Source organism: Rhizobium sophorae (assembly GCF_013087515.1).
Lineage (GTDB): Bacteria > Pseudomonadota > Alphaproteobacteria > Rhizobiales > Rhizobiaceae > Rhizobium > Rhizobium sophorae.
Window position 1 is genome coordinate 80588 of sequence record NZ_JABFCN010000066.1, and the last position, 23388, is coordinate 103975.

The 23388-nt window shown below is 61.2% G+C and carries 16 protein-coding genes; 10 read left to right on the forward strand and 6 right to left on the reverse strand.

Annotated elements, in window-relative coordinates:
- Positions 1-107: 107 nt before the first annotated feature.
- Positions 108-2063 carry an acetate--CoA ligase gene (acs, locus tag G9X64_RS32685; protein WP_171378223.1) on the forward strand — a complete coding sequence of 652 codons (1956 nt, stop codon included), beginning with the start codon at positions 108-110 and terminating at the stop codon, positions 2061-2063.
- Between the two features lie 226 nt (positions 2064-2289).
- Here acs and G9X64_RS32690 read toward each other — a convergent pair whose 3' ends face one another.
- Positions 2290-2514 (reverse strand): DUF1674 domain-containing protein, encoded by a 225-nt coding sequence (locus G9X64_RS32690; RefSeq protein ID WP_065282598.1) that lies wholly within the window; start codon positions 2512-2514, stop codon positions 2290-2292.
- A 111-nt stretch (positions 2515-2625) separates the two neighbouring features.
- Between G9X64_RS32690 and htpX the strand changes: the two genes are divergently transcribed.
- The 4 genes from htpX to purH all read left to right on the forward strand — a co-directional run bounded on the left by htpX (position 2626) and on the right by purH (position 8681).
- Positions 2626-3588, forward strand: coding sequence for a zinc metalloprotease HtpX (htpX, locus tag G9X64_RS32695; protein ID WP_171378224.1), 963 nt, complete (start codon positions 2626-2628; stop codon positions 3586-3588).
- Complete coding sequence (locus G9X64_RS32700) at positions 3579-4967, forward strand: RsmB/NOP family class I SAM-dependent RNA methyltransferase (RefSeq protein WP_171378225.1); 1389 nt, start codon at positions 3579-3581, stop codon at positions 4965-4967. Before htpX ends, G9X64_RS32700 begins: the two co-directional genes overlap by 10 nt.
- Positions 4968-5182: 215 nt before the next feature.
- Positions 5183-6856, forward strand: coding sequence for a heparinase II/III family protein (locus G9X64_RS32705; protein ID WP_171378226.1), 1674 nt, complete (start codon positions 5183-5185; stop codon positions 6854-6856).
- A gap of 208 nt (positions 6857-7064) precedes the next feature.
- A complete protein-coding gene (gene purH, locus G9X64_RS32710; RefSeq protein ID WP_171378227.1) occupies positions 7065-8681 on the forward strand; it encodes a bifunctional phosphoribosylaminoimidazolecarboxamide formyltransferase/IMP cyclohydrolase in 1617 nt (538 codons plus the stop codon).
- 33 nt (positions 8682-8714) lie between these two features.
- Here purH and G9X64_RS32715 read toward each other — a convergent pair whose 3' ends face one another.
- Positions 8715-10103 carry an MFS transporter gene (locus G9X64_RS32715; protein ID WP_171378228.1) on the reverse strand — a complete coding sequence of 463 codons (1389 nt, stop codon included), beginning with the start codon at positions 10101-10103 and terminating at the stop codon, positions 8715-8717.
- Positions 10104-10130: 27 nt separating this feature from the next.
- Positions 10131-14906 carry an NAD-glutamate dehydrogenase gene (locus G9X64_RS32720; protein ID WP_171378229.1) on the reverse strand — a complete coding sequence of 1592 codons (4776 nt, stop codon included), beginning with the start codon at positions 14904-14906 and terminating at the stop codon, positions 10131-10133.
- Between the two features lie 273 nt (positions 14907-15179).
- Between G9X64_RS32720 and pdxY the strand changes: the two genes are divergently transcribed.
- From pdxY to G9X64_RS32735, 3 genes are all read left to right on the forward strand, one after another.
- A complete protein-coding gene (gene pdxY, locus G9X64_RS32725) occupies positions 15180-16055 on the forward strand; it encodes a pyridoxal kinase PdxY (protein WP_062940004.1) in 876 nt (291 codons plus the stop codon).
- A 71-nt stretch (positions 16056-16126) separates the two neighbouring features.
- Positions 16127-16768, forward strand: a complete 642-nt coding sequence (locus G9X64_RS32730; RefSeq protein ID WP_003544008.1) for a carbonic anhydrase — start codon at positions 16127-16129, stop codon at positions 16766-16768.
- Between the two features lie 96 nt (positions 16769-16864).
- A complete protein-coding gene (locus tag G9X64_RS32735; RefSeq protein WP_168309220.1) occupies positions 16865-18484 on the forward strand; it encodes a GGDEF domain-containing protein in 1620 nt (539 codons plus the stop codon).
- Between the two features lie 44 nt (positions 18485-18528).
- On the opposite strand, the gene G9X64_RS32740 is transcribed toward G9X64_RS32735, so the two are convergent.
- From G9X64_RS32740 to G9X64_RS37195, 3 genes are all read right to left on the reverse strand, one after another.
- Complete coding sequence (locus tag G9X64_RS32740; RefSeq protein WP_168309219.1) at positions 18529-19350, reverse strand: lytic murein transglycosylase; 822 nt, start codon at positions 19348-19350, stop codon at positions 18529-18531.
- Between the two features lie 275 nt (positions 19351-19625).
- Positions 19626-20660: an aspartate-semialdehyde dehydrogenase gene (locus G9X64_RS32745; protein WP_168309218.1), complete on the reverse strand. Its 1035-nt coding sequence runs from the start codon at positions 20658-20660 to the stop codon at positions 19626-19628.
- Positions 20661-20771: 111 nt separating this feature from the next.
- On the reverse strand, positions 20772-20984 hold the full coding sequence (locus tag G9X64_RS37195; RefSeq protein ID WP_168309217.1) for a hypothetical protein: 213 nt from the start codon (positions 20982-20984) through the stop codon (positions 20772-20774).
- A gap of 87 nt (positions 20985-21071) precedes the next feature.
- On the opposite strand from G9X64_RS37195, the gene G9X64_RS32755 reads away from it, so the two are divergent.
- Positions 21072-22826: an alkaline phosphatase gene (locus tag G9X64_RS32755; RefSeq protein ID WP_171378230.1), complete on the forward strand. Its 1755-nt coding sequence runs from the start codon at positions 21072-21074 to the stop codon at positions 22824-22826.
- 90 nt (positions 22827-22916) lie between these two features.
- Entirely contained in the window at positions 22917-23384 is a 468-nt protein-coding gene (locus G9X64_RS32760; protein ID WP_168309215.1) for a hypothetical protein, read from the forward strand.
- Positions 23385-23388 lie beyond the last annotated feature (4 nt).

Below are 23388 nucleotides of genomic sequence, written 5' to 3' on the forward strand. Positions count from 1 at the left end.
TTTGTCTAATTGCCGTGGCGATGCGAACTGCTATGAATTGCCGTGATTTCAAGTCCGGGCCTGCATAGCTCACCTGGCCCGTCGCATGTCCCATGAGGAGGAGTTGCATGTCGGAGAAGATCTATCCGGTCACGAAGCCGGTGAAGGCGCGCGCCCTGATCGATAAGGAAAAGTACCTGAAATGGTACGAGGAAAGCGTCGAAAACCCGGACAAGTTCTGGGGCAAGCACGGCAAGCGGATCGACTGGTTCAAGCCCTATACCAAGGTCAAGAACACTTCCTTTACCGGCAAGGTTTCGATCAAGTGGTTCGAGGACGGTCAGACAAACGTCTCCTACAACTGTATTGATCGTCACCTGAAGACGCATGGCAACCAGACTGCCATCATCTTCGAAGGTGACAACCCGTACATCGACAAGAAGATCACCTATAACGAGCTCTACGAGCATGTCTGCCGCATGGCGAACGTGTTGAAGAAGCACGGCGTCAAGAAGGGCGATCGCGTCACCATCTATATGCCGATGATCCCGGAAGCGGCCTATGCGATGCTCGCCTGCGCCCGCATCGGCGCGGTGCATTCGGTCGTCTTTGGCGGCTTCTCGCCGGAGGCGCTGGCAGGGCGCATCGTCGACTGTGAATCCACCTTTGTCATCACCTGCGACGAAGGCGTGCGCGGCGGCAAGCCGGTGCCGCTGAAGGACAATACCGATACTGCAATTCACATTGCAGCACGCCAGCACGTGATCGTGGACAAGGTTCTGGTCGTTCGCCGCACCGGCGGCAAGACCGGCTGGGCGCCGGGCCGCGATCTCTGGCATCATCAGGAGATCGCCACCGTGAGGGCGGAATGCCCGCCGGTGAAGATGAGGGCGGAAGATCCACTCTTCATTCTTTATACGTCCGGCTCCACGGGGAAGCCAAAGGGTGTGCTGCACACGACGGGCGGCTATCTCGTCTATGCGGCGATGACGCATGAATATGTCTTCGATTATCATGACGGCGACGTCTACTGGTGCACGGCCGATGTCGGCTGGGTCACCGGCCACTCCTATATCGTCTATGGGCCGCTGGCAAACTGCGCGACGACGCTGATGTTCGAGGGCGTGCCGAATTTCCCGGACCAAGGCCGTTTCTGGGAAGTCATCGACAAGCATAAGGTCAATATCTTCTATACGGCACCAACGGCGATCCGCTCGCTGATGGGTGCCGGCGACGAGTTCGTCACACGCTCCTCACGCTCTTCACTGCGCCTGCTCGGAACGGTCGGCGAGCCGATCAATCCCGAGGCCTGGGAGTGGTACTACAATGTCGTCGGCGACAAGCGCTGCCCTGTCATCGATACGTGGTGGCAGACCGAAACAGGCGGCCATATGATCACGCCGCTGCCGGGCGCCACCGATCTGAAACCCGGTTCGGCGACGACGCCATTCTTCGGCATCAAGCCGCAGCTTGTCGACAACGAGGGTAAGGTGCTGGAAGGCCCGGCCGACGGCAATCTCTGCATCACCGACAGCTGGCCGGGCCAGATGCGCACGGTCTATGGCGATCACGAGCGCTTCATCCAGACCTATTTCTCCACCTACAAGGGCAAGTATTTCACCGGAGACGGCTGCCGGCGTGATGCGGACGGCTATTACTGGATCACCGGCCGCGTCGACGACGTTCTCAATGTCTCAGGCCACAGGCTCGGCACGGCGGAGGTGGAATCCGCTCTCGTCTCGCACAATCTGGTCTCGGAAGCAGCGGTCGTCGGCTATCCGCATCCGATCAAGGGTCAGGGCATCTATTGTTACGTGACGCTGATGGCGGGTCATGATGGGTCGGACACGCTTCGCCAGGAACTGGTGAAACATGTCCGAACCGAAATAGGCCCGATCGCCGCCCCCGACAAGATCCAGTTCGCGCCCGGCCTGCCGAAGACCCGCTCCGGCAAGATCATGCGCCGTATCCTGCGCAAGATCGCCGAGGACGATTTCGGCTCGCTCGGGGATACGTCGACGCTCGCCGATCCGGCAGTCGTGGACGATCTGATCGCCAACCGGCAGAACAAGGCGACCGCCTGATATGTCGAGCCGCTCCGGTCGCCCCATTTAGGGCTTCCGGGCGGCTCTTTTGTTTCCGCGTATTCTGCTTGGTTTGCCGTATCCATTCACGGGCGAAGGCCTGAAAGAAGATTGCCGGCGAGGTCACGCAAGCTAGATGCGGCTGAAATACCTGTCGGCCAGATGTCATTAGCCGGAGTCTTAGTTCCATGCTGCTGCGACCGAGGATGCCAACACAAATATTGGCTTAGAAATCGATCGCCCTGCCATTGATTTCGTAATCGCCGAAGCGCGCAGGCTCGGCTCCGCCGCGGCCGCCGATCTCCGGCGGCAGTTCCAGCGGCTTCTGGTTCTTTCGCCGCTCCTCGGCTTCGGCAAGGGCGCGCCTGGCAGCCGGGGACAGCATCTTGCGCGGCGGCTCCGATCCCTCGGCCGTCGGCGTTTCGCTGTTGTCGTTGTCGGCATCCTGCATTGGCTTCTCCTGCCGGAAAATATTGAAAATGGCTGGTGAATAACCAAATCATAATGCGGCGGCGCCGGGATTGAAAGCTTGTGGCGCCGAAATCGGAGATGGAGATCCGCCATGAACCTCGTCCGCACTGCCATGTTGCTTGCCTTCATGACGGCGCTTTTCATGTTTGTCGGCTTCCTGATCGGCGGTCGGGCCGGCATGATGATTGCCTTCGTTATCGCCGCCGGCATGAATTTCTTCTCCTACTGGAATTCCGACCGCATGGTGCTTTCGGCCTATCGCGCCCAGGAAGTCGACGAGCGTAACGCGCCGGAATTCTTCCGGATCGTGCGCGATCTCGCCCATAATGCCGGCCTGCCGATGCCGAAGGTCTATCTCTACGACAGCCCGCAGCCGAATGCCTTCGCCACCGGCCGCAATCCCGACAATGCCGCCGTCGCCGCCTCGACCGGCCTGCTCAGCGCCTTGTCTGCCGAGGAGGTCGCAGGCGTGATGGCGCATGAACTGGCCCACATTCAGAACCGCGACACGCTGACGATGACGATCACGGCAACACTTGCCGGCGCGATTTCCATGCTCGGCAACTTTGCCTTCTTCGTCGGCGGCAATCGTGAGAACAACAGCAATCCGCTCGGCTTCGTCGGCGTCATCGTCGCGATGATCGTGGCGCCGCTCGCAGCCATGCTGGTGCAGATGGCCATCAGCCGCACACGCGAATATTCGGCCGACCGCCGCGGCGCCGAAATCTGCGGCAACCCGCTGTGGCTCGCTTCGGCGCTTGGCAAGATCGCCCGCGGTGCTGCTCACGTGCCGAACGAAGATGCCGAGCGCAACCCGGCGACGGCGCATATGTTCATCATCAATCCGCTTTCCGGCGAGCGCATGGACAATTTGTTTTCCACGCATCCGAACACGGAAAACCGAATCGCTGCGCTGCATGACATGGCGCAAAGCGGCATGAATGTCTCGACGTCGCCGGCGCGTGCTGCTAATCCGTCGCGCAAATCGCGCTCTGTTCCGGATACGGGTCTTGGTCGCGGTGGTTCGCAACCGCCAAAAGGTCCGTGGTCTTGAATTCAGACGGCACGAAGAAGCCATTCCGCAAGCATAAGCCCTCCACTGAGCGATCTGCTCCGGTAAAGCCCGGCCTGCAGGCCCGGGCCGCGGCGGCAAAAATTCTTGCCGCCGTTGTCGACCGCAAGCTGCCGCTCGACGGCGCTCTCGATCATGAACACGGCAATCCGGCCTATAGGGCGCTCGGCGAAAGCGACCGGGCGCTCGTCCGCGCCATCCTGAACACGACGCTGCGCCACCTGCCGCGCATCGATGCCGCGATTGCCGGGCTGCTGGATTCGCCGCTGCCGGAGGGGGCAAGGGCGCTGCATCATGTGCTCGCAATCGGGGCGACGCAGATCCTCTATCTCGACGTGCCGGATCATTCGGCCGTCGACCTCGCCGTCGAGCAGGCCAATCAGGATCCGCGCAATCGCCGTTTCGCCAAGCTGGTCAATGCCATCCTCCGCCGGCTCGGCCGCGAGAAGGAGCAGGTGCTGGACGCCATCGGCAAGGTCGCGCCGATGCCGGCCTGGTTCATTGCCAGGCTGGAAAAGGCCTACGGCCGGGACGCGGCGCTGGCAATTTCGGAATCCCAGCTCGAACCGGCGGCAATCGATCTGACCGTCAAGTCCGATCCCGATGGCTGGGCGAAGCGGCTGAACGGCGTTGTTTTACCCACAGGCGGCATTCGTCTCGCCGCCTTCGACGGCGGAATCCCCTCGCTCGAAGGCTTCGACGAGGGCGAGTGGTGGGTTCAGGATGCGGCGGCAAGCATTCCTGCGAAGCTTTTCGGCGATCTCTCGGGCAAGCGTGCCGCCGATCTCTGTGCTGCGCCTGGCGGCAAGACGGCGCAGCTCGTCCTTGCCGGCGGCGCAGTCACCGCGCTCGACCAGTCGGAAAACCGGCTGAGACGGCTGCGCTCGAATCTCGACCGGCTCGGCCTCAAAGCGGAGACAATTGCAGCCGATCTGACGACATTCGAGCCGACGGAGCGTTTCGATGCAATCCTGCTCGATGCGCCTTGCTCTTCCACCGGCACGACACGCCGGCACCCTGATGTGTTGTGGACCAAGGGAGCTGAGGATATCGCCAGGCTGGCGGCGCTGCAGGAACGGCTGCTGCGTCATGCGCTGACATTGCTGAAGCCGGGCGGCACACTGGTTTTTTCGAATTGTTCGCTCGATCCTGTCGAGGGTGAGGACGTCGTCGCCCGTGTTCTTTCCGATACTGACGCGGTCGAGCGCGTTCCGATCGGCGCCGGTGACTGGCCGGGCCTTGAGACGGCGATCACGCCGCTCGGCGAATTCCGCACGCTTCCCACCATGCTGAAAATGCCTGACGGCATCAGCTCCGGCCTCGATGGCTTCTATGCGGCTGTGCTGCGGCGCGTGGCCTGATTGCAAGGCGTGAGTGTTCGCGGCGAGCCTGCATTTACGAGGTGCTCCATAGCCTCGTGTCACCCATGCCGTTCTCCAAAACCACCCGCATGATTTCAGGTGAAACGCGTTAATTTGCGTATATTCGAACCTTGTCACAAATTAATTCATTGCGGGCGATGAAATCGGCCGCTTTTCACCTATTCTTAACCACGAGGGTCAATAGACAATAGAATATGCAGTCCGGTTGGCGTTTTGCGAGCATGTATGTTCGGGAGGCTTGGCGGCGCGCTTTGCGCCGCGTCGCGTTGCTGCGCCTGAAGCTCTTTCGCCATTCGATCAAAGTGCCGGAGCGTCTGATCGTCGCGCCGACCGATCTGCGCAGCATCGATCCCCATGTAGCCGACGAGATCCTCAACGGACGGTTTCTCCTGGCCGGGCGCATGCTGGAAACGAACGGAAAGTCGCCCTTCACCTTCACCCTGCCCTCACGCCCTTTCGCGATCCGTCTTCACAGCTTCGGCTGGCTGCGGCATATGCGGGCGAACAAGACGGAGCGTAGTTCGGCTGCCGCCCGTGCGATCGTCGACAGCTGGCTTTCCATCCATGCCGGTCGCATGGAGGGGATTGCCTGGGAGACCGACGTCACCGCCCAACGCGTCATCGCCTGGCTGTCGCATTCGCCGGTGGTGCTGCAGAACGCCGACCGAGGCTTCTATCGCCGCTTCATGAAGTCGCTGGCGTTCCAGGTGAGGTTCCTGCACCGGATGGCGCCGTTCACCCTCGGCGGCCTGGAGCTGTTTCGGCTGCGTATCGCGCTGGCCATGGCCTCCGTCGCCATGCCGGCGCGCGCCTCTACGCTGAGAAGGGCGGCGCAGGCGCTCGACCGTGAGTTCGATAGCCAGATTCTATCAGATGGCGGCCATGTGTCGCGCAATCCGCGCGTCGGGCTGGAATTGCTGCTCGATCTGCTGCCGCTCCGGCAGACCTATGTCAATCTCGGCCATGACCTGCCGCAGAAACTGATCTCCGGCATAGACCGGATGTATCCGGCATTGCGGTTCTTTCGCCATCAGGACGGGGACCTGGCGCTCTTCAACGGGGCGACCTCCACGCTCGCAAACGAGCTGATGTCTGTGCTGCGATATGACGAAACCGCCGGTCAGCCGTTCAAGGCTTTGCCGCATTCGCGCTATCAGCGGCTATCCGGGGGAAAGACGGTGATCATTGCCGATACCGGCACACCGCCTTCTGGAGGCGCGCTTCGCACCGTGCATGCCGGCAGCCTCTCCTTCGAGATGTCGTCCGGCCGTCATCGCTTCATCGTCAATTCCGGTTCGCCGAAATTTGCCGGGCACCGTTATGTCCAGATGGCGCGCACGACGGCGGCGCATTCGACCGTTATCCTCAACGACACCTCGTCCAGCCGTTTTTCGCCCTCGCCCTTCCTTAACCACGCAATCACCGAACCGGTGAGGACAATCACCGTCGAGCGTGCCGAAACCGAAGACGGACGCGACGGCATCAAGCTCAGCCATGACGGTTATCTCAGGATGTTCGGGGTGCTGCACGAGCGTGAGTTGACGCTCAATGCCGCAGGTACGATCGTGACCGGCCGCGACCGGCTCGTCGTCTGCGAAGGATATGAGAGTGACGAGCCCGTGAAGGCCGTCGCCCGTTTTCATATCCATCCTTCGATCGTCCTGCATCAGAGTGACGGTGAGTCCGTGCTGCTGACGGCGCCGGACGGTGAAAGCTGGCTGTTCTCCGCGCCCGGCAATGAAGTGCTGATCGCCGAGGACATCTTCTTTGCCGACAGCTCCGGCATCTGCGGCTCGGACCAGATCGAGATCGATTTCGATCTTGCCGAGAAGACCGAAATCCGCTGGTTTTTGTCCCGCAAAAGCTAGAGGCGGATGATTTTAAGCCGAGTGGCCAAAGATCGGGATCGCGTCCACATCAAGGGATGTAAAGTACGATGCCGTCCAAAAATGGCTCGTGCTTTTCGGCGTCATGCGCTGACGCCTGTTTGCGCGGCGGCAAAGCTGTGCTAACGCGGCGCCAGCATGCGAACATCCCTTGCGGATGTCCTCCCGAAGCCCGAACGGAGAAGGTTTCATGGCCCTCATTTCCAAGAAGATCCCCGCCCCCGACAAGGTCGAAATCAAGACCGCGCTCATCTCCGTCTTCGACAAGACGGGGATCGTCGACCTCGCCCACGCCTTGTCTGCCAGAGGTGTGCGCCTGTTTTCGACCGGCGGCACGTTTAAAGCGATCACCGCTGCCGGTCTTGCCGTCACCGATGTTTCCGCAATCACCGGTTTTCCGGAGATCATGGATGGGCGTGTGAAGACGCTGCATCCGACGGTGCATGGCGGCCTGCTGGCGATCCGTGACGACAGCGAACACCAGGAAGCGATGAAAACACACGGCATCGAGGGTATCGACCTCGCCGTCATCAACCTCTATCCCTTCGAGGAGGTGCGCGCAGCCGGCGGCGACTATCCGACGACCGTCGAGAATATCGATATCGGTGGTCCGGCGATGATCCGCGCATCGGCCAAGAATCATGCCTATGTGACGACCCTGACGGACCCGGCCGATTATGCCGAACTGCTGGAGCAGCTTTCCGCAGATGAGGGCAAGACGGCCTATGCCTTCCGGCAGCGCATGGCCGCCAAGGCCTATGCCCGCACCGCCGCCTATGATGCGATGATCTCCAATTGGTTCGCCGAGGCACTGTCGATCGACACGCCGCGCCACCGGGTCATCGGCGGTGCGCTGAAGGAAGAGATGCGCTACGGCGAAAACCCGCACCAGAAGGCCGCCTTCTATGTGACCGGCGAGAAGCGTCCGGGTGTTTCGACGGCCGCTCTTCTCCAGGGCAAGCAGCTCTCCTACAATAACATCAACGACACGGATGCGGCCTACGAGCTCGTCGCCGAGTTCCTGCCGGAGAAGGCGCCGGCCTGCGCGATCATCAAGCATGCCAATCCCTGCGGCGTCGCCACCGGATCGAGCTTGGTCGAGGCTTATCGGCGGGCGCTGGCCTGCGATTCCGTTTCCGCCTTTGGCGGCATCATCGCGCTCAACCGGACGCTGGATGCCGAAACGGCCGAAGAGATCGTTAAGCTCTTCACCGAAGTGATCATCGCGCCGGATGTCACGGAGGAGGCGAAGGCGATCGTCGCCCGTAAGCCGAACCTGCGGCTGTTGTCTGCCGGCGGGCTACCTGATCCGCGTGCCGCGGGCCTGACGGCAAAGACCGTTTCCGGCGGCCTGCTCGTCCAGAGCCGCGACAACGGCATGGTCGAGGATCTGGAACTCAAGGTCGTCACCAGGCGCGCGCCGACGGCGCAAGAACTGGAAGACATGAAGTTTGCCTTCAAGGTCGGCAAACATGTGAAGTCGAACGCCGTGGTCTATGCCAAGGACGGCCAGACGGCCGGCATCGGCGCCGGCCAGATGAGCCGGGTCGATTCCGCCCGCATTGCCGCGCTGAAGGCCGAAGAGGCGGCCAAGGCGCTCGGCCTTGCAGTGCCGATGACGCATGGTTCGGCAGTCGCCTCCGAAGCCTTCCTGCCTTTTGCCGATGGTCTTCTGTCGATGATCGCCGCAGGTGCGACGGCTGTCATCCAGCCGGGCGGCTCGATGCGCGACCAGGAAGTCATCGATGCCGCCAACGAACACGGCGTCGCCATGGTCTTCACCGGCATGCGTCATTTCCGTCACTGAGAGTTTTGTGCAACCGGCCCGACGGGCCGGTTGTTATGCCCGATCGGCCGGATAGGGCGTGCGGATCAGGAGCACCAGTCCCCCGGCGAGGAACAGGATCAGGGTTGCCATTCCAAGCCGCGGCGATCCGCTGATATAGGTCATCAGCGAGAAGAGCAGCGTTGCCATGAAGCTGGTGGCGCGCCCCGAAAGCGCGTAGATGCCGAAGTAGCGGCCGGCTTCCTCGATGTTGACGCTGCGGGCGAGATAGGAGCGTGACGAGGCCTGCACCGGCCCGAAGGCGAGCCCGATCAGCAGGCCATACAGAATATAGGCCTTTTCTGCAGCCGTACCGAAGAGACCGCCGGAATCCGCCGCCGGCAGCGGCATCAGTCCGAATAGGGTGTAACCCGGTGCTGTCGAGATGATGCCGATGGTGGCGAACAGCAGCATCGTCAGGCTGATGACGACGGTCACCTTCGAACCGACGCCCTTGTCGATGCGGCCGGCGATCAGGCAGCCGAAGATCGCAACGACATTCAGGATGATGCCGTAGATGCCGATCTCGATCGTCGCCCAGCCGAACATGCCGGCCGCGAAGATGCCGCCAAGGATCAGCAGGCCGTTGACGCCGTCCTGATAGATCATCCGGGCGATGAGGAATGTCAGGATGCCGCGGCGCTCTCTGAGTTCGCCAAGCGTGTTTCTGAGTTCTCGCAAGCCGGAGCGCACTGCGATGCCGAAGGGAAGTCCCTTGCCGACATCGGGCGTGAAGAAGAACATCGGCAGGATGAAGATCAGATACCAGACGGCCGAGATCGGCCCGGTGATGCGGGCATCCTGGCCGGTCTCAGGATCGAGGCCGAACAGGGGATCAAGGCCGAGGACGGTCTTGCCGCTCTCGGGGCTCGCGGCCAAAAGCGTCACCACGGCAATGAGCACGATGATGCCGCCGAGGTAGCCGAGCCCCCAGGCGGTGTTGGAGAGCCTGCCGACCTCGTGCCTGCCGACCAGGCGCGGCATCATCGAATCGTTGAAGACGATCGAGAACTCGGCCGAGATCGAGGCGAGGATCATGAAAATCACGGGGTAGAGAACAGGTGAACCGGGTGCGGCGAACCACAGGCAGAAGAGGCTGGCGATCTTAATGATCGCGAAGAAGGCGATCCAGGGTTTGCGTGCGCCGGACTGGTCGGCGATCGAGCCGAGGACGGGTGAGAGCAAGGCGATGATCACCGAGGAGATCGTCGCCATGTTGCTCCACGTCGCCTGCGCGGAAACCGGGTCATCGGTCAGGCGGGAAACGAAATAAGGCCCAAAGATGAAGGTCGTGACCACGGTAAAGAAGGGCTGCGCTGCCCAATCGAAGAACATCCACCCCCAGATGCCCTTCTCCGTGGCCTTCGGCGGTTGCGTTCCTGTCCAGTCAATGCGATTCAACATCCGCTCCTTGTTTTGACGCGGACTGTCTCACCTCACCCGGTCGCGCGCAAGATCGGTCAGGATACCTGCAGCAACGGTAATACGCGCGAGATTGGGATCGCCGCCGTCGCTGAGGCTTGAAAGCTCCTCGAGGATACGGTTGATGCGGATACGATCCTGTGCATGCCACGCTTGAACGGGAAGCTTTTCCTTGCCGTGATCGGAAAGGGCCGAGATGACGATGTCGCGCCTTGCGCTGGCGATCTGGTCGATGCTGCGGGCAAGCGCCAGATTCTCATAATGGTCTGAGGTGAGGATCCGCCCGCCCGCCGCCAGCAGCCTGCCGATACGGAAGGTCTGCGACACGGCGATGTAGTTCTCGGCGGCGCGCACCAAGGGTTCGCCGGTGCGCTCGGCGATCTGCATGATCTCCGGCACCAGTGCGAAGATCGGGAGGCTGGCGATCTCGGCCGCGAGTTTTTCGGGCAGGCCCGCCTGGCTGTACTCCGCCTGGCGCACGGCGACCTCGCTGGCCACCTGTCCGGCGAAGGCGGTTTTCAGCTTCTTCAGGGCTGCCTGCAGCCGGCTAATCACTTCCGCCATATCGGCCTTGGTCATGCCCGTTTTCAGCAGCAGGCGCGTCAGTACGATAAAACTGTGGCTGATCTCCTCGTAGATGCGGTTCTGCATCTCGCCTGATATCTTACCGTCCAGGGCGTCCGTCCCGGCCCAGAGGCTTGTCAGGTCGAAACCGTCTCTAGCGACGATTGCGGCGCGCACCACTTCCGGTGCCGAAGCCGCCGTCGCGTCCATCATGGCGACGGTGAAGCTCGGCCCGCCGCGGTTGATCGCCTCGTTGGCAAGCACGGTCGCGATGATTTCACGCTTCAACCGGTGGCCGGCGATATCGCCGGCGTTCGACTTCTGCATCTTGACGGGGAAATAATTCGACAGCGTCGCGATGAAATAGGGATCGTCCGGCAGATCGCTTGCGGCCAGCGCATCAAAGAGCACGATCTTGGCATAGGACAACAGCACGCCGATTTCCGGCCGGGTCAGCGGCTTGCCGGCCGCGTAGCGCTCCGCCAGGGTCTGGTCGTCCGGCAGCGTCTCGACCTTGCGATTCAGCTGCTTGGCGCCTTCCAGAACCGTCATAAAACGCGCAAGTTCCAGGCCGTTTGCCGTCCCCTTGCGTTCCGTCAGCGAGATCGCCAGCGACTGCAGGTAGTTGTTGCGCAGCACCAGGGTCGCCACTTCGCCGGTCATTGACGAAAGAAGCTGGTCACGTTTTGCACGCGTCAGGCGCCCGTCATGCATGGCGGCCGCCAGCGCGATCTTGATATTGACCTCGACGTCCGAGGTGTTGACGCCGGCCGAGTTGTCGATGGCGTCGGAATTGCAGCGCCCCCCCTTGAGGCCATAGGCGATGCGGCCCTTCTGGGTGACGCCGAGGTTTGCGCCTTCGCCGATCACCTTGGCGCGCACCTCAACCGCGGTGATGCGGATCGGGTCGTTGGCGCGATCGCCGACTTCGGCGTCGGTTTCGGACGGCGCTTTCACATAGGTGCCGATGCCGCCGAACCAGAGCAGGTCGACCGGGCTCTTCAGGATCGCCGTCATGATCTCGAAGGGCGTGGCCACTGCTTTGTCGATGCCGATCGCGGCAACCGCTTCCGGCGTCAGCGTGACCGATTTCGTTGCGCGAGAAATGATCATTGCACCCTTCGACAGAACGCTCTTGTCGAAATCCTGCCAGCTTGAACGCGGCAGGTCGAAGAGCCGCTGGCGCTCACTCAGCGTCTTTTCCATATCGGGGTCGGGATCGATGATGATGTCGCGGTGATCGAAGGCGGCAATGAGCCGGATCTTCGGAGAGAGCAGCATGCCGTTGCCGAAGACGTCGCCGGACATGTCGCCGACGCCGGCGACGGTGAAGGGCGTCGTCTGGATATCGATGTCCATTTCACGGAAATGGCGTTTCACGGTTTCCCAGGCGCCGCGGGCGGTGATGCCCATCTTCTTGTGGTCGTAGCCGGCCGAGCCGCCGGAGGCAAAGGCGTCGTCCAGCCAGAAGCCGGCTTCCTGCGCCAGTGCATTGGCGGTGTCGGAAAAGGTCGCGGTGCCCTTGTCGGCGGCGACGACGAAATAGGGATCGTCACCGTCGAGCCTGACGGTATCCTCCGGCGGGACGATATCGGCGCCGGAGATATTGTCGGTGATCGAAAGCAGTGTGCGGATATAGGTTTTGTAAGCCTCGCGGCCGGCATTGAAGATCTCGTCGCGGCTGCCGCCGATGGGGAGCTTCTTCGGATAGAAGCCGCCCTTGGCGCCGACCGGCACGATGACGGCATTCTTGACCTGCTGCGCCTTGACGAGGCCGAGCACCTCGGTGCGGTAATCCTCGGCGCGATCCGACCAGCGCAGGCCGCCGCGCGCCACCTTGCCGAAACGCAGATGCACGCCTTCCACCTCGACGCCATAGACGAACATCTCGCGGAAGGGCTTCGGTTCCGGCAGCCCATCGACCAAGTGCGGATCGAGCTTGAAGGCCAGCATCGGTTTCGGCGAGCCGTCCGGGTTTTTCTGGAAATAATTGGTGCGCAGCGTCGCATCGACGATGTTGACGTAGCGGCGCAGGATACGGTCGTCATCGAGGCTCGGCACGTTGGCAAGCTCGGCCTCGATCGCCTGGTGCAGGTCGGCGAGCTTCTTGACGCGGGCTTTCTCCGAAAGCCTGGGATCGAGCGTGTCGTGGAACAGCCGGAAGATCGCGGCGGCCACACCGGCATATTTGTCGAGCGTCGTTGCGATATAATCCTGCGAATAGGCGATGCCGGCCTGGCGGAGATAGCGGGCATAGGCGCGCAGCACATTCGTCTCGCGCGCCGAGAGGCCGGCCGAAAGGATCAGCCGGTTGAAGCTGTCATTGTCGATCGTGCCGGCGAAGGCGGCGACGAAGGCTTCCTCGAGCGCGGCGCCATGACGGTGTAGGTTGATTTCGCGACTGTTGCGGGCCTCGAGCTCCATGTCATGCAACACGACGAGTTTGGTTTCGCCATCGGCGACCGGCACTCCGATATCGAAAGTGCGTTCGCTGACGACATTGAAGCCGAGGTTCTCGAGAAGCGGCACGCGCCGCGACAGCGCCAGCTGGCCGCCGGCGTGAAAGATCTTCAGCGACAGGATACGGCCCTGTGCTTCTTCACGATGGTAAAACTGGATGCGAAGCGGCTCGCCGGCCGCGCAGGCGCCGATATCTGCCAGATCGGCGACAGTTTCCTCCGGCGTGAATGAATCCTGAAAGGCCTGATCGACCGTAAGTTTCGGCGCCTTGGGCCCGGCCAGCGCTTCGAAACGGTCGTCCCAGCGGGCGGTGATTTCGCGGATCACCTGCTCCAGCTTCGCCTGCGGAACGCGCGGCGTCTTGCCGCCCGAGCGGCCGATGATGAAATGCACGCGCGCCACGCCGCCTTCCGGGAAAGCCGGGTAATAGGCGGAAACCCGGCCGTCATAGACGGTCTTCAGATAGGTGCCGATCCGCTCGCGCACGATCGAGTCATATTCCTCGCGCGGCACATAGACGATCACCGAAACGAAACGGTCGAAATGGTCGATGCGCGGCAGGACGCGGACGCGCGGCCGATCGGCCAAATCGTTGATCTGTTCGGCAAAACTTGCAAGCAGCGTCGTGTCGATCTGGAAAAGATCGTCGCGCGGATAGGATTCCAGGGTGTTGTCCAGCATGCGGCCGGAATGGCTCATCGGGTCGAAGCCGAAATGTTCCTTCACCTTCTCGATCTTCGAGCGCAGCAGCGGGATTTCCGAGGCGAGCGAGGTATAGGCCGTCGAGGTGAAAAGGCCGACGATGCGCAGCTCGCCGGTGACGTTGCCCTCAGCGTCGAAGCGCTTGACGCCGACATAGTCCATATAGGCCCGGCGATGGACGATCGATTTCACATTCGCCTTGGTGACGATCAGGAAGTCGGGGCCGTCGAGGAAGGCGAGGATCTCAGGCGTCGTCGTCACGGCGTCCTTGCCGGTGCGCAGCACGAGAACATCGGGATTGGAGAGGATGCCGAGGCCTGCACCCTTGTCGCGTTCGACCCTGGCATCGATCCCCTTGCCGGAATAGACATATTCCCGCATGCCGAGGAAAGTGAAATTCTCATCGCGCAGCCAGGTAAGGAAAGCCACGGCTTCGTCGCGATCGGCCTTCTTCCGGCTGGCGCCATTGGCCGCAAGCTCGGCGATCACTCCGTCGATCTTGGAAAGCATCGGCTTCCAGTCGGACACCGACAGGCGAACCTGTTCGAGGACTTTTTCGATGCGTTTGACGAGATCGGCGGCCTGGGCGGAATTGAGGGGGGCAATATGAAGCTGGATATGGCTGACGCGGTTGGCCGGGTCGCTCGGGTGATCGGCGGAATACATCGCCGGCGCCTTGCCCTTTTCCATGACCAGGATGGGATGCACGGCCATGAACAGGTCGCGATAGGTGCTTGTCACTTCGCCCATGACCGATTCAAACAGAAAAGGCATGTTTTGGTCGGTGACTGAAAGCACCGAGACGGCGATGCCATCAGGCGTCACATCGGCAATCGTGTCGATGCTGACGCGGGGCGCCTTGCCATTCCAGGCAGCAAGTTCCTTTGCCGAATGCACCGCAGAGAGCGCCAGCATTTCCGGCGTATAGAGTTCGAGATCGTCATTGCTTGCCCGGCCGAAGAGAATTTCCGGATCGAGATGCGCTTCGCCTGTCGCCTTGGCGATCTTGCGCGCGCTGTCGATCTGCTTTTCCCGTTTCGGATTGTTTCTGGCAGCCATGGATCGCCTCCCTCAATGTCTGATTTTTTGCAAGCTAGCAGAAGATTCTTCGAAAAAATCTCTAAAAGAGAGGTCCGAAGGATTGTTTTGACGCTTTTTTGGCGCTGGAAAAGAGAAATTGTAAGAGATTTTACGCTTTCTTCGCCGAGCGAAAGCGAAAGTCCCGTCTTCCGGTTTTCGTTCCGCCGAACATTTCCACGTCCAGATGAAGAATGGTTGACAGCGTGGCGTCAAAAAGATCATCAAACGCGGTCATCATTCGGATTGGATATCATGTCGGAAAATGCAGCGGGCGCAGTCATCGTCATTTCCAGCCATGTGGTGCGGGGCTCGGTCGGAAACCGGGCAGCCGTCTTTGCGCTGGAGACGCTCGGTCATCCGGTCTGGGCCCTGCCGACCATCGTGCTGCCCTGGCATCCCGGTCACGGCCGCTCGACGCGGCTGACTTTTGCGGAAACGGATTTCGATGCGGCAATCGACGATCTGATCCGCGCGCCCTGGATCGGCGAAGTCAAGGCGGTGCTTTCGGGCTATTTCGGCAATGCCGCCCAGGCGCGCTCGGTCGCCCGGCTGATCGGCGCGCTGAGACAAAACAATCCCGAGCTGCTCTATGTCTGCGATCCCGTCATGGGCGATCTCGGCGGCCTCTACGTGCCGGAAGCGACCGCTGAGGCCATTCGCGATCATCTCATTCCGCTCGCCTCGCTCGCGACGCCGAACCGCTACGAGCTCGCATGGCTTTCGGGGGCGGCCCTCGAAGACAATAGCGCGATCATGGAGGCGGCGCTCGCGCTCGGACCATCGCGCATGCTCGTCACTTCGGCTGTGCCGATGATGGCGGGCGGTACCGGCAATCTCTATCTTTCTGGCCGTCACGCCCTTCTTGCCGAGCATCGCGTCGTCGACAACCCGCCGAATGGTCTCGGCGACCTCATCGCAGCCGTTTTCCTGTCGCGTCTGCTTTCCGGGATCGAGGACGAAAAGGCGCTGCAGCTTGCCACCGCCAGCGTCTTCGAGGTGCTTGCGCGTGCCGTCAAGCGCGGCAGCAACGAGTTGATGCTGGCAAGTGATGCTTCCAGCCTTTCGACGCCGATGGCCATGGTGCAGATGCGCCGGCTCGTGCACCCGGCGCAGCGGCGAAAAAAATGACGCATCTGCCAATATGTTCATTTTGCGGTGCAGCAGTTGATCTTGTCTTCGGCGCGCGCTAATCCAGAAGCATGCAGCGTTTTCCAAATCCCCTTCTGGACGGCTATCGCAACTTTATGAACGGGCGTTATGCCGACGCCCGCGACAGGTATCGGCAGCTTGCCGAAAACGGTCAGAGTCCCCATACGCTTGTCATTGCCTGTTCGGATTCTCGCGCGGCACCGGAGCTGATCTTCGATGCCGGCCCAGGCGAATTGTTCGTCATCCGCAACGTCGCCAACATGGTGCCGCCCTACGAGCCGGACGGTCATTTTCATTCGACCTCGGCCGCACTCGAATTTGCCGTGCAGGTGCTGAAGGTCTCGGATATCGTCGTGATGGGCCATGGCCGCTGCGGTGGCATCCGCTCGGCGCTCGATCCGAATGCCGAGCCATTGTCGCCCGGCGATTTCATCGGCCGCTGGATGTCGCTGGTCAAACCCGCCGCCGAGCAGATCCAGAGCAACGACGTGATGACGGCGGCCGAGCGGCAGACGGCGCTGGAGCGTGTCTCCATCCGCAATTCGATCAACAATCTCAGAAGCTTTCCCGACATCAAGGCGCTCGAGGAGGCGGGAAAGATTCATCTCCACGGTGCCTGGTTCGACATTTCGACCGGTGAACTCTGGGTCATGGACGCCGAGACACGCGACTTCATTCGTCCCGAGATCTAGGGACATGCCAGTTTATCAGTTTTTTAAGGATTGTTGTTAAGCTCGCCGTCAATTGGTCGCGCACGACCGACGTTTTGATCACCGTGGCGATTGGCGATGAAGTTCGAAACCATCAAAAGGGTTATCCTGGCGGCCATCATGCTGCCTTTCGTCTTCATGCTCATTGAAGGCGTCGTCGTCATCCGTTCTTCGGTCAATCAATACTGGAACCTCGAAAAGGACCGGCAGTTTGCCGATGTGCTTGCCCGTGGCGGGTCGATCGCCGCCACGGAGATTCTGACTGAGATTGGCGCCACCCGCCGCTACCTCGCACATCCCAGCAGCAGGACTGCTATCGACATGCAGCAAAGCCGGGTGACGCTCGATCGCGAACGCCGCGCTTTTTATGCCAGCCTGCCCTCCCGCGATGCGCTCGACGAGGGGCTCGTCGGCGAATTATCGATCCTCAGCCTTGCCTACAGCCGCATCGTCGCGGCGCGCAGCGCCGTCGACCAGGGGCGTTATACCGGCAGTGATCCCGGTTCCATCTACTGGTATGCGGCTCTCAAGCAGCTTGCCGTCGTCGATGCGCTTTCACCGCTGATCAGCGATCCGGTGCTGCTTGAGAAATCCAATCAGCTGATGGGCATCCTGCTGACCTATTACGGCGAAAGGCTGATCACCGGGATCGGCACCCGTTATCTCAACCAAGGGGCTTCAGCCAGATTGCCGGTTGAGCTCTTCGTACAGGGCAAGGTCATGCTCGGCGAGGGCATGGATCACATGGTTTTCCATTCCTCCGCGCCGGTCGTGCGCCACATCGTTGCTTATCTCGGCCGCAGCAGCCAGGTGAAGGCGGATGCGATCACCGATGCCATTCTCGCCGGATCGCGGCCGACACGCGCCGTGCATGACGTCTGGGCCGCCGCGCAGAGCGAGCGCATGAGCTTCCTGCAGCACAAGATGATCGAGGCCGCACAGGATATTCACGAGACCGGCGAAAACCTTTCGACGCGCTCGCACATACACCTCACGCGGATTCTGGCGCTGTGTGCCGGCCTGCTGATTCTCGCCACATTGGTGCTGCTGCTGGCGGCAAAGGGCCTGCGCCTGATCGACCGGCTGACCCAGGATCGGGAGACGCTGGTGGGGGAGTTGCGCAGCGCCGCCCAGACCGATCTTCTGACCGGCCTTTACAACAGACGCGGCTTCGAGGTTGCCGCATCCGCACTTCTCACACAGGCCGAGCACGGATCACGCTGGATTTCCGTCGTATTGTTCGACCTCGATCATTTCAAGAAGATCAACGACATTCACGGGCATGACGCCGGCGATGCCGTGCTCCGGCATGTCGCGGGCGTCGCGCGTGAGAATTTTCGTTCCTTCGATCTGCTGGTGCGCCATGGCGGCGAGGAGTTCCTGGCGCTTCTGCCGGATTCGACGCCTGACGATGCCGCAATCGTTGCCGAGCGTGTGCGGCTGGCGATCGAGGCGGCGGAAATCCCCCTGCCGAGCGGCGATGTTCTCAAGGTGACGGCGAGTTTCGGATGCGCCGGACGGGCAAATGAAGCCACCAACCGGAACTTCGAGGATCTGGTCAAGCGGGCCGACCTGGCGCTTTACGCCGCCAAGGCCTCCGGCCGCAATTGCGTCGTCTCGGGACCAATCCTGCCGCCCCCGGTGCAGGAGGAGCGACGCAAGGCGGTGTCCGGCGGCGGCTTTGATTCCCGCATATGAAAAACGCCGCATATCGCAGCGGCGTTTCGCGTATTTTATCGGGCCTATCTGCCGTCGATCTGCTGACCGATATAGGCGATCGCCTGCTGGTAGACGCTGGCGGCGTTCCAGCCCTGGATTGCGACGAAATTCGGCTCTCCCGGCTGATAGCCGGCGCCGGCGCGCCAGCCGTGGCCCTTGAGGAAATTCGCCGTCGAGGCCAGTGCATCGGCGCGGGAACCGACCATGTCGACGCGGCCGTTGCCGTCGCCGTCGGCGCCGAAGCGCACGACATTGCGCGGCAGAAACTGCGTCTGGCCGATTTCACCATGGGCAGCGCCCTTGGCTTGTGGGCTCAGATAACCCTCGGAGACGAGCTGGAGTGCTGCATAGAGCTGGTCGGTGAAATATTGCGAACGACGGCAGTCATAGGCAAGGGTCGAAACAGCCGACAGCGTATGCTGGTTGCCCATATAGCTGCCGAAACCGGTCTCCATGCCCCAGATCGCAATCAGCGGGCCGGCCGGAACGCCGAAACGGCGCTCTATCGAGGCAAAAAGCGCCTGATTGGCGGCCTTCATGCTGCGACCGCGGGAGATGATCGCGGCACCGCCGCGCTTCTGCATGAAAGCGTCGAAGGAGAGCTTGAAGCTCTTCTGGCCGCGGTCGGCGGCAATCGTCGGCCTGTTGTAATTGACGTTGGCGAAGGCGCGGTCGAGGACCGAGCGGCTGACGCCGTTTGCCGCCGCTTCCTGCTTGAAGTCGGCGACCCATGCACCGAAACCGCTGCTATTATTGCCGCATTGAGCGCCCTGGGCCGCTGCCGGCAGCGCGTGGAGGACGCCCGCTACCGTAAACGCCGCCAGAAAGAATGTTGTCATGCGCATGAGAAACCCCGCTTCCGATCTGAAGCGCGCCGCGGCCGACCGGGGCCATGCGACGCGCTCAAAGTCTTCGTTCTGTTCATGTCGCTGTCCCGAACCGATGCACGGTTGTGGACGGCATGCTTTAGCTTGATGCCGGGCAGAATGCCAGCCGAAGGCGATCTTGTCACGATCACCTTTTTCAGCAAGCGCCTATGGACAGAAGCGTCCACAGTTCGGCAAAAAGCCCTGCCTCAATCATCAGCAGGGCTTTAGCATATTATGGTTTACAAATGGTATCAGGCGGCCTGCTTGCGCGGCTTGACAAGGCCACGATTGATGAGCAGCTCGGCGATCTGGATGGCGTTCAACGCAGCGCCCTTGCGCAGATTGTCGGAGACCACCCAGATGTTGAGGCCGTTTTCGACCGTCGCATCCTCGCGGATGCGTGAGATGTAGGTCGCATCCTCGCCGGCGGATTCATAAGGCGTGATGTAGCCGCCATCCTCGCGCTTGTCGATGACGAGGCAGCCCGGTGCATCGCGCAGGATGTCGCGGGCCTGATCGGCGGTGATCTCGTTTTCGAATTCGATGTTGACCGATTCCGAATGACCGATGAAAACCGGCACGCGCACCGCCGTGCAGGTTACCTTGATCTTCGGGTCGAGCATCTTCTTCGTCTCGGCCAGCACCTTCCACTCTTCCTTGGTGTAGCCGTCCTCCATGAAGACGTCGATGTGCGGGATGACATTGAAGGCAATACGCTTGGTGAACTTCTTGTTCTCGATCGGATCGGCGACGAAGACGGCGCGCGTCTGGTTGAAGAGCTCGTCCATGCCGTCCTTGCCGGCGCCGGATACCGACTGGTAGGTCGAGATGACGACGCGCTTGATCTTGGCAAAGTCGTGCAGCGGCTTCAACGCCACCACCAGCTGGGCTGTCGAGCAATTCGGATTGGCGATGATGTTGCGCTTGGTGAATTGGCTGATGGCATCCGGGTTCACTTCCGGCACGATCAGCGGCACGTCGGCGTCGTAGCGCCAGGCCGAGGAATTGTCGATGACGATGCAGCCCTGCTGGCCGATCTTCGGCGAGAACTTCTTGGAGATCTCGCCGCCGGCCGACATCAGGCAGATGTCGGTATCGGAGAAATCGTAATTCTCCAGATTGGAGACCTTCAGCGTCCGGTCACCGTAGGATACCTCGGTGCCCTGCGAACGCGAGGAGGCGAGTGCCACAACCTCATCGGCGGGGAAGCCTCGCTCGGAGAGGATGTTGAGCATCTCCCGGCCGACATTTCCGGTCGCTCCCGCAACTGCTACTTTGAAACCCATTTCTCAAGCTCTCTTTCTCTTCTCTCCTCTTGTCCGGTGAGGGGAAAGGCGCGATTAATCGCGTCTTCCTGTCCCCAGCCGAGCCGGGGAGAGAGCGGCAGGCCAGAGACGTCAGACGGTTTTCGTCGTCGTTTTGGCCTTGGTTTTGGAAGAAACCGGAACGGCAATGTCCACCCCGGCAACTCGTGCCCGGTCACTGCATTCGGCAATGGCGTGTTCGTCGCGAACCATGGAGATTCCTTTTCCGCTGTTGCTCTTAGAAGGTTTTCTACAGGAGTCAAGGTTTTTGCGCTCAGAGCCGGCAGGCGAAAGCGGCAGCCGCAATGCTGCGACGTTTTGTCATGCCGCTGTCATCCTCGGGAAGTATCCCGGCGCGGTTGTTAATGTTTGCAACGAAAACGGGGGTTTTCCATGCGTACGCTTCTTGCCGCCTTTGCGGCCACCACCATCCTTGCGGGCGCCGCTCAGGCGACGACGGTCTATCCGCTCGATCGCGCGACGATCCTTGTCGGTTCGCCGTTCGATTTCAAGGTCGAGCTCAACAAGCAGGTTAAGCCCGAAGACGTGAAGATCACCGTCAACGGCCAGGACTACAAGACCGTTCTCGGCGGCGAGGCGCAGTTCGTCGAGCTGGAAAAGGGCAAGGAAGACAAGGCGCTCGGCTCCGCTCTCCTGTTGCGCGGCCTGAAGATTTCCGCTCCCGGCGCCTATAAGGTCGAGGTCGCTGCCAGCGACGAAACGAAGTCCGTTACCTGGAACGTCTACGAAACCGCGGCTCAGCCGAAGGCCAAGAACATCATCTTCCTCTTGGGTGATGGGCTTTCCGTTGCGCACCGCACTGCCGCCCGCATCATGTCCAAGGGCATGACCGAAGGGAAGGCCAATGGCCGGCTGAACATGGACGACCTCGATCGCATGGCTTTCATCGGCACGTCGGCGACGAATGCGGTTGCCACCGACTCGGCCAACACCATGTCGGCCTTCATGACGGGCCATAAGGCGGCCGTCAACGCACTCGGCGTTTATGCGGACCGTACGCCGGCTCCGCTCGATGATCCGCGTGTCGAAACCTTTGGGGAAGCCGTTCGCCGCACGACCAAGAAGTCGATCGGCATCGTCGCGACCTCCGAAGTCGAGGACGCGACACCAGCTGCGGTCGTTTCCCATACCCGCAGCCGCAACGATAAGGCCGACATCGTCGGCATGCTGCTCGAGGTGAAGCCGGAAGTTATCCTTGGCGGCGGTTCGGCCTATTTCCTCGGCAAGGAGGTTGCCGGTTCGAAGCGCAAGGATAACCAGGATTACATCAAGCTGTTCCAGGATGCCGGCTATAAGCTGGCGACCGATAAGAACGAGCTCGCCGCCAATGCCTCGGCTGAGGGCAATCTCCTCGGCCTCTTCCACACCGGCAACATGGACGTCACGCTCGATCGAGAGTTCCTGAAAAAGGGCACGGTCGACAAGTTCCCGAACCAGCCGGGCCTCGTCGATATGACCAAGGTTGCGCTCGATCGCCTCTCGAAGAATCCGGAGGGTTTCTTTCTGATGGTCGAAGGCTCCTCCATCGACAAGATGTCGCATCCACTCGATTGGGATCGTGCGGTCATCGACACCATCGAATTCGACAAGGCGATCGGTGTTGCCCGCGAGTTCCAGAAGGCCCATCCTGATACGCTGATCGTCGTCACCGGCGACCACACCCACGGCGTATCGATCATCGGTACCGTCGATGATGAGAAGCCAGGCACGGAAATGCGCGAAAAGGTCGGGACCTATGCCGAGGCTGGCTTCCCGAACTACAAGGACGAAAACGGCGACGACTATCCCGATAAGGTCGACGTCAGCCGCCGGCTGTTCCTGAGCGCCAATAACGGCCCCGATCACTACGAGACCTTCCGTCCGAAGCTCGACGGTCCGTTCGTTCCGGCTGTCCAGAACGAAAAGAAGGAATATGTCGCCAACGAGCAGTATAAGGATGTTCCCGGCGCGGTCTTCGTTCAGGGCAATCTTCCGAAGAGCAGCGAAAGTGGCGTCCATGCGGTCGACGACGTCGTCCTGCAGTCGGCGGGCCCGGGTTCGGAAGAGTTCCATGGTTACATGGAACAGAGCGACGTCTATCGCGTGCTTGCCGACACCTTCGCTCTCGGCGCCAAGCAGACGAACTGATCTGAAGCCGATCCGGCAAGGCCGCTTGCCGCTTTCGTCGATCATAGTCCCGGCCGTTCAGCGGCCGGGACTTCATTCTTGGAGATCGCCATGGAAAAGTTCCCTTCGCTGCATCTCAGCCGCCGCGGCCTGATCGGCGCCATCGGTACGCTGGTCTTTACCGCTGTGGCTCGCCCGAGTTTTGCTGCGGATTCCTCGATCAGCTTCGATGAACTTTACGGCAAGTTCGGCGTGCTCGGCCTCGAATTTTCCGACAAGGTGAAGCGCCTTGCCGGCAGCGACGTCAGCATGAAAGGTTTCATGGCACCACCGTTGAAAGCCGAGGCCCAGTTCTTCGTGCTCACCGAGGTGCCGATGTCGCTCTGCCCCTTCTGCTCCTCGGATGCGGATTGGCCGGACAATATCGTCGTCGTCTATCTCGGCGAGAAGCAGACCTTCGTGCAGCCGCGCCAGACGATAGAAGTGCGCGGCACGCTGGAATACGGTTCGTGGACGGACCCGGACACCGGCTTCGTCAGCCTGCTGCGCCTCCGCCAAGCCGAATATTCCGCTGCCTGAACGA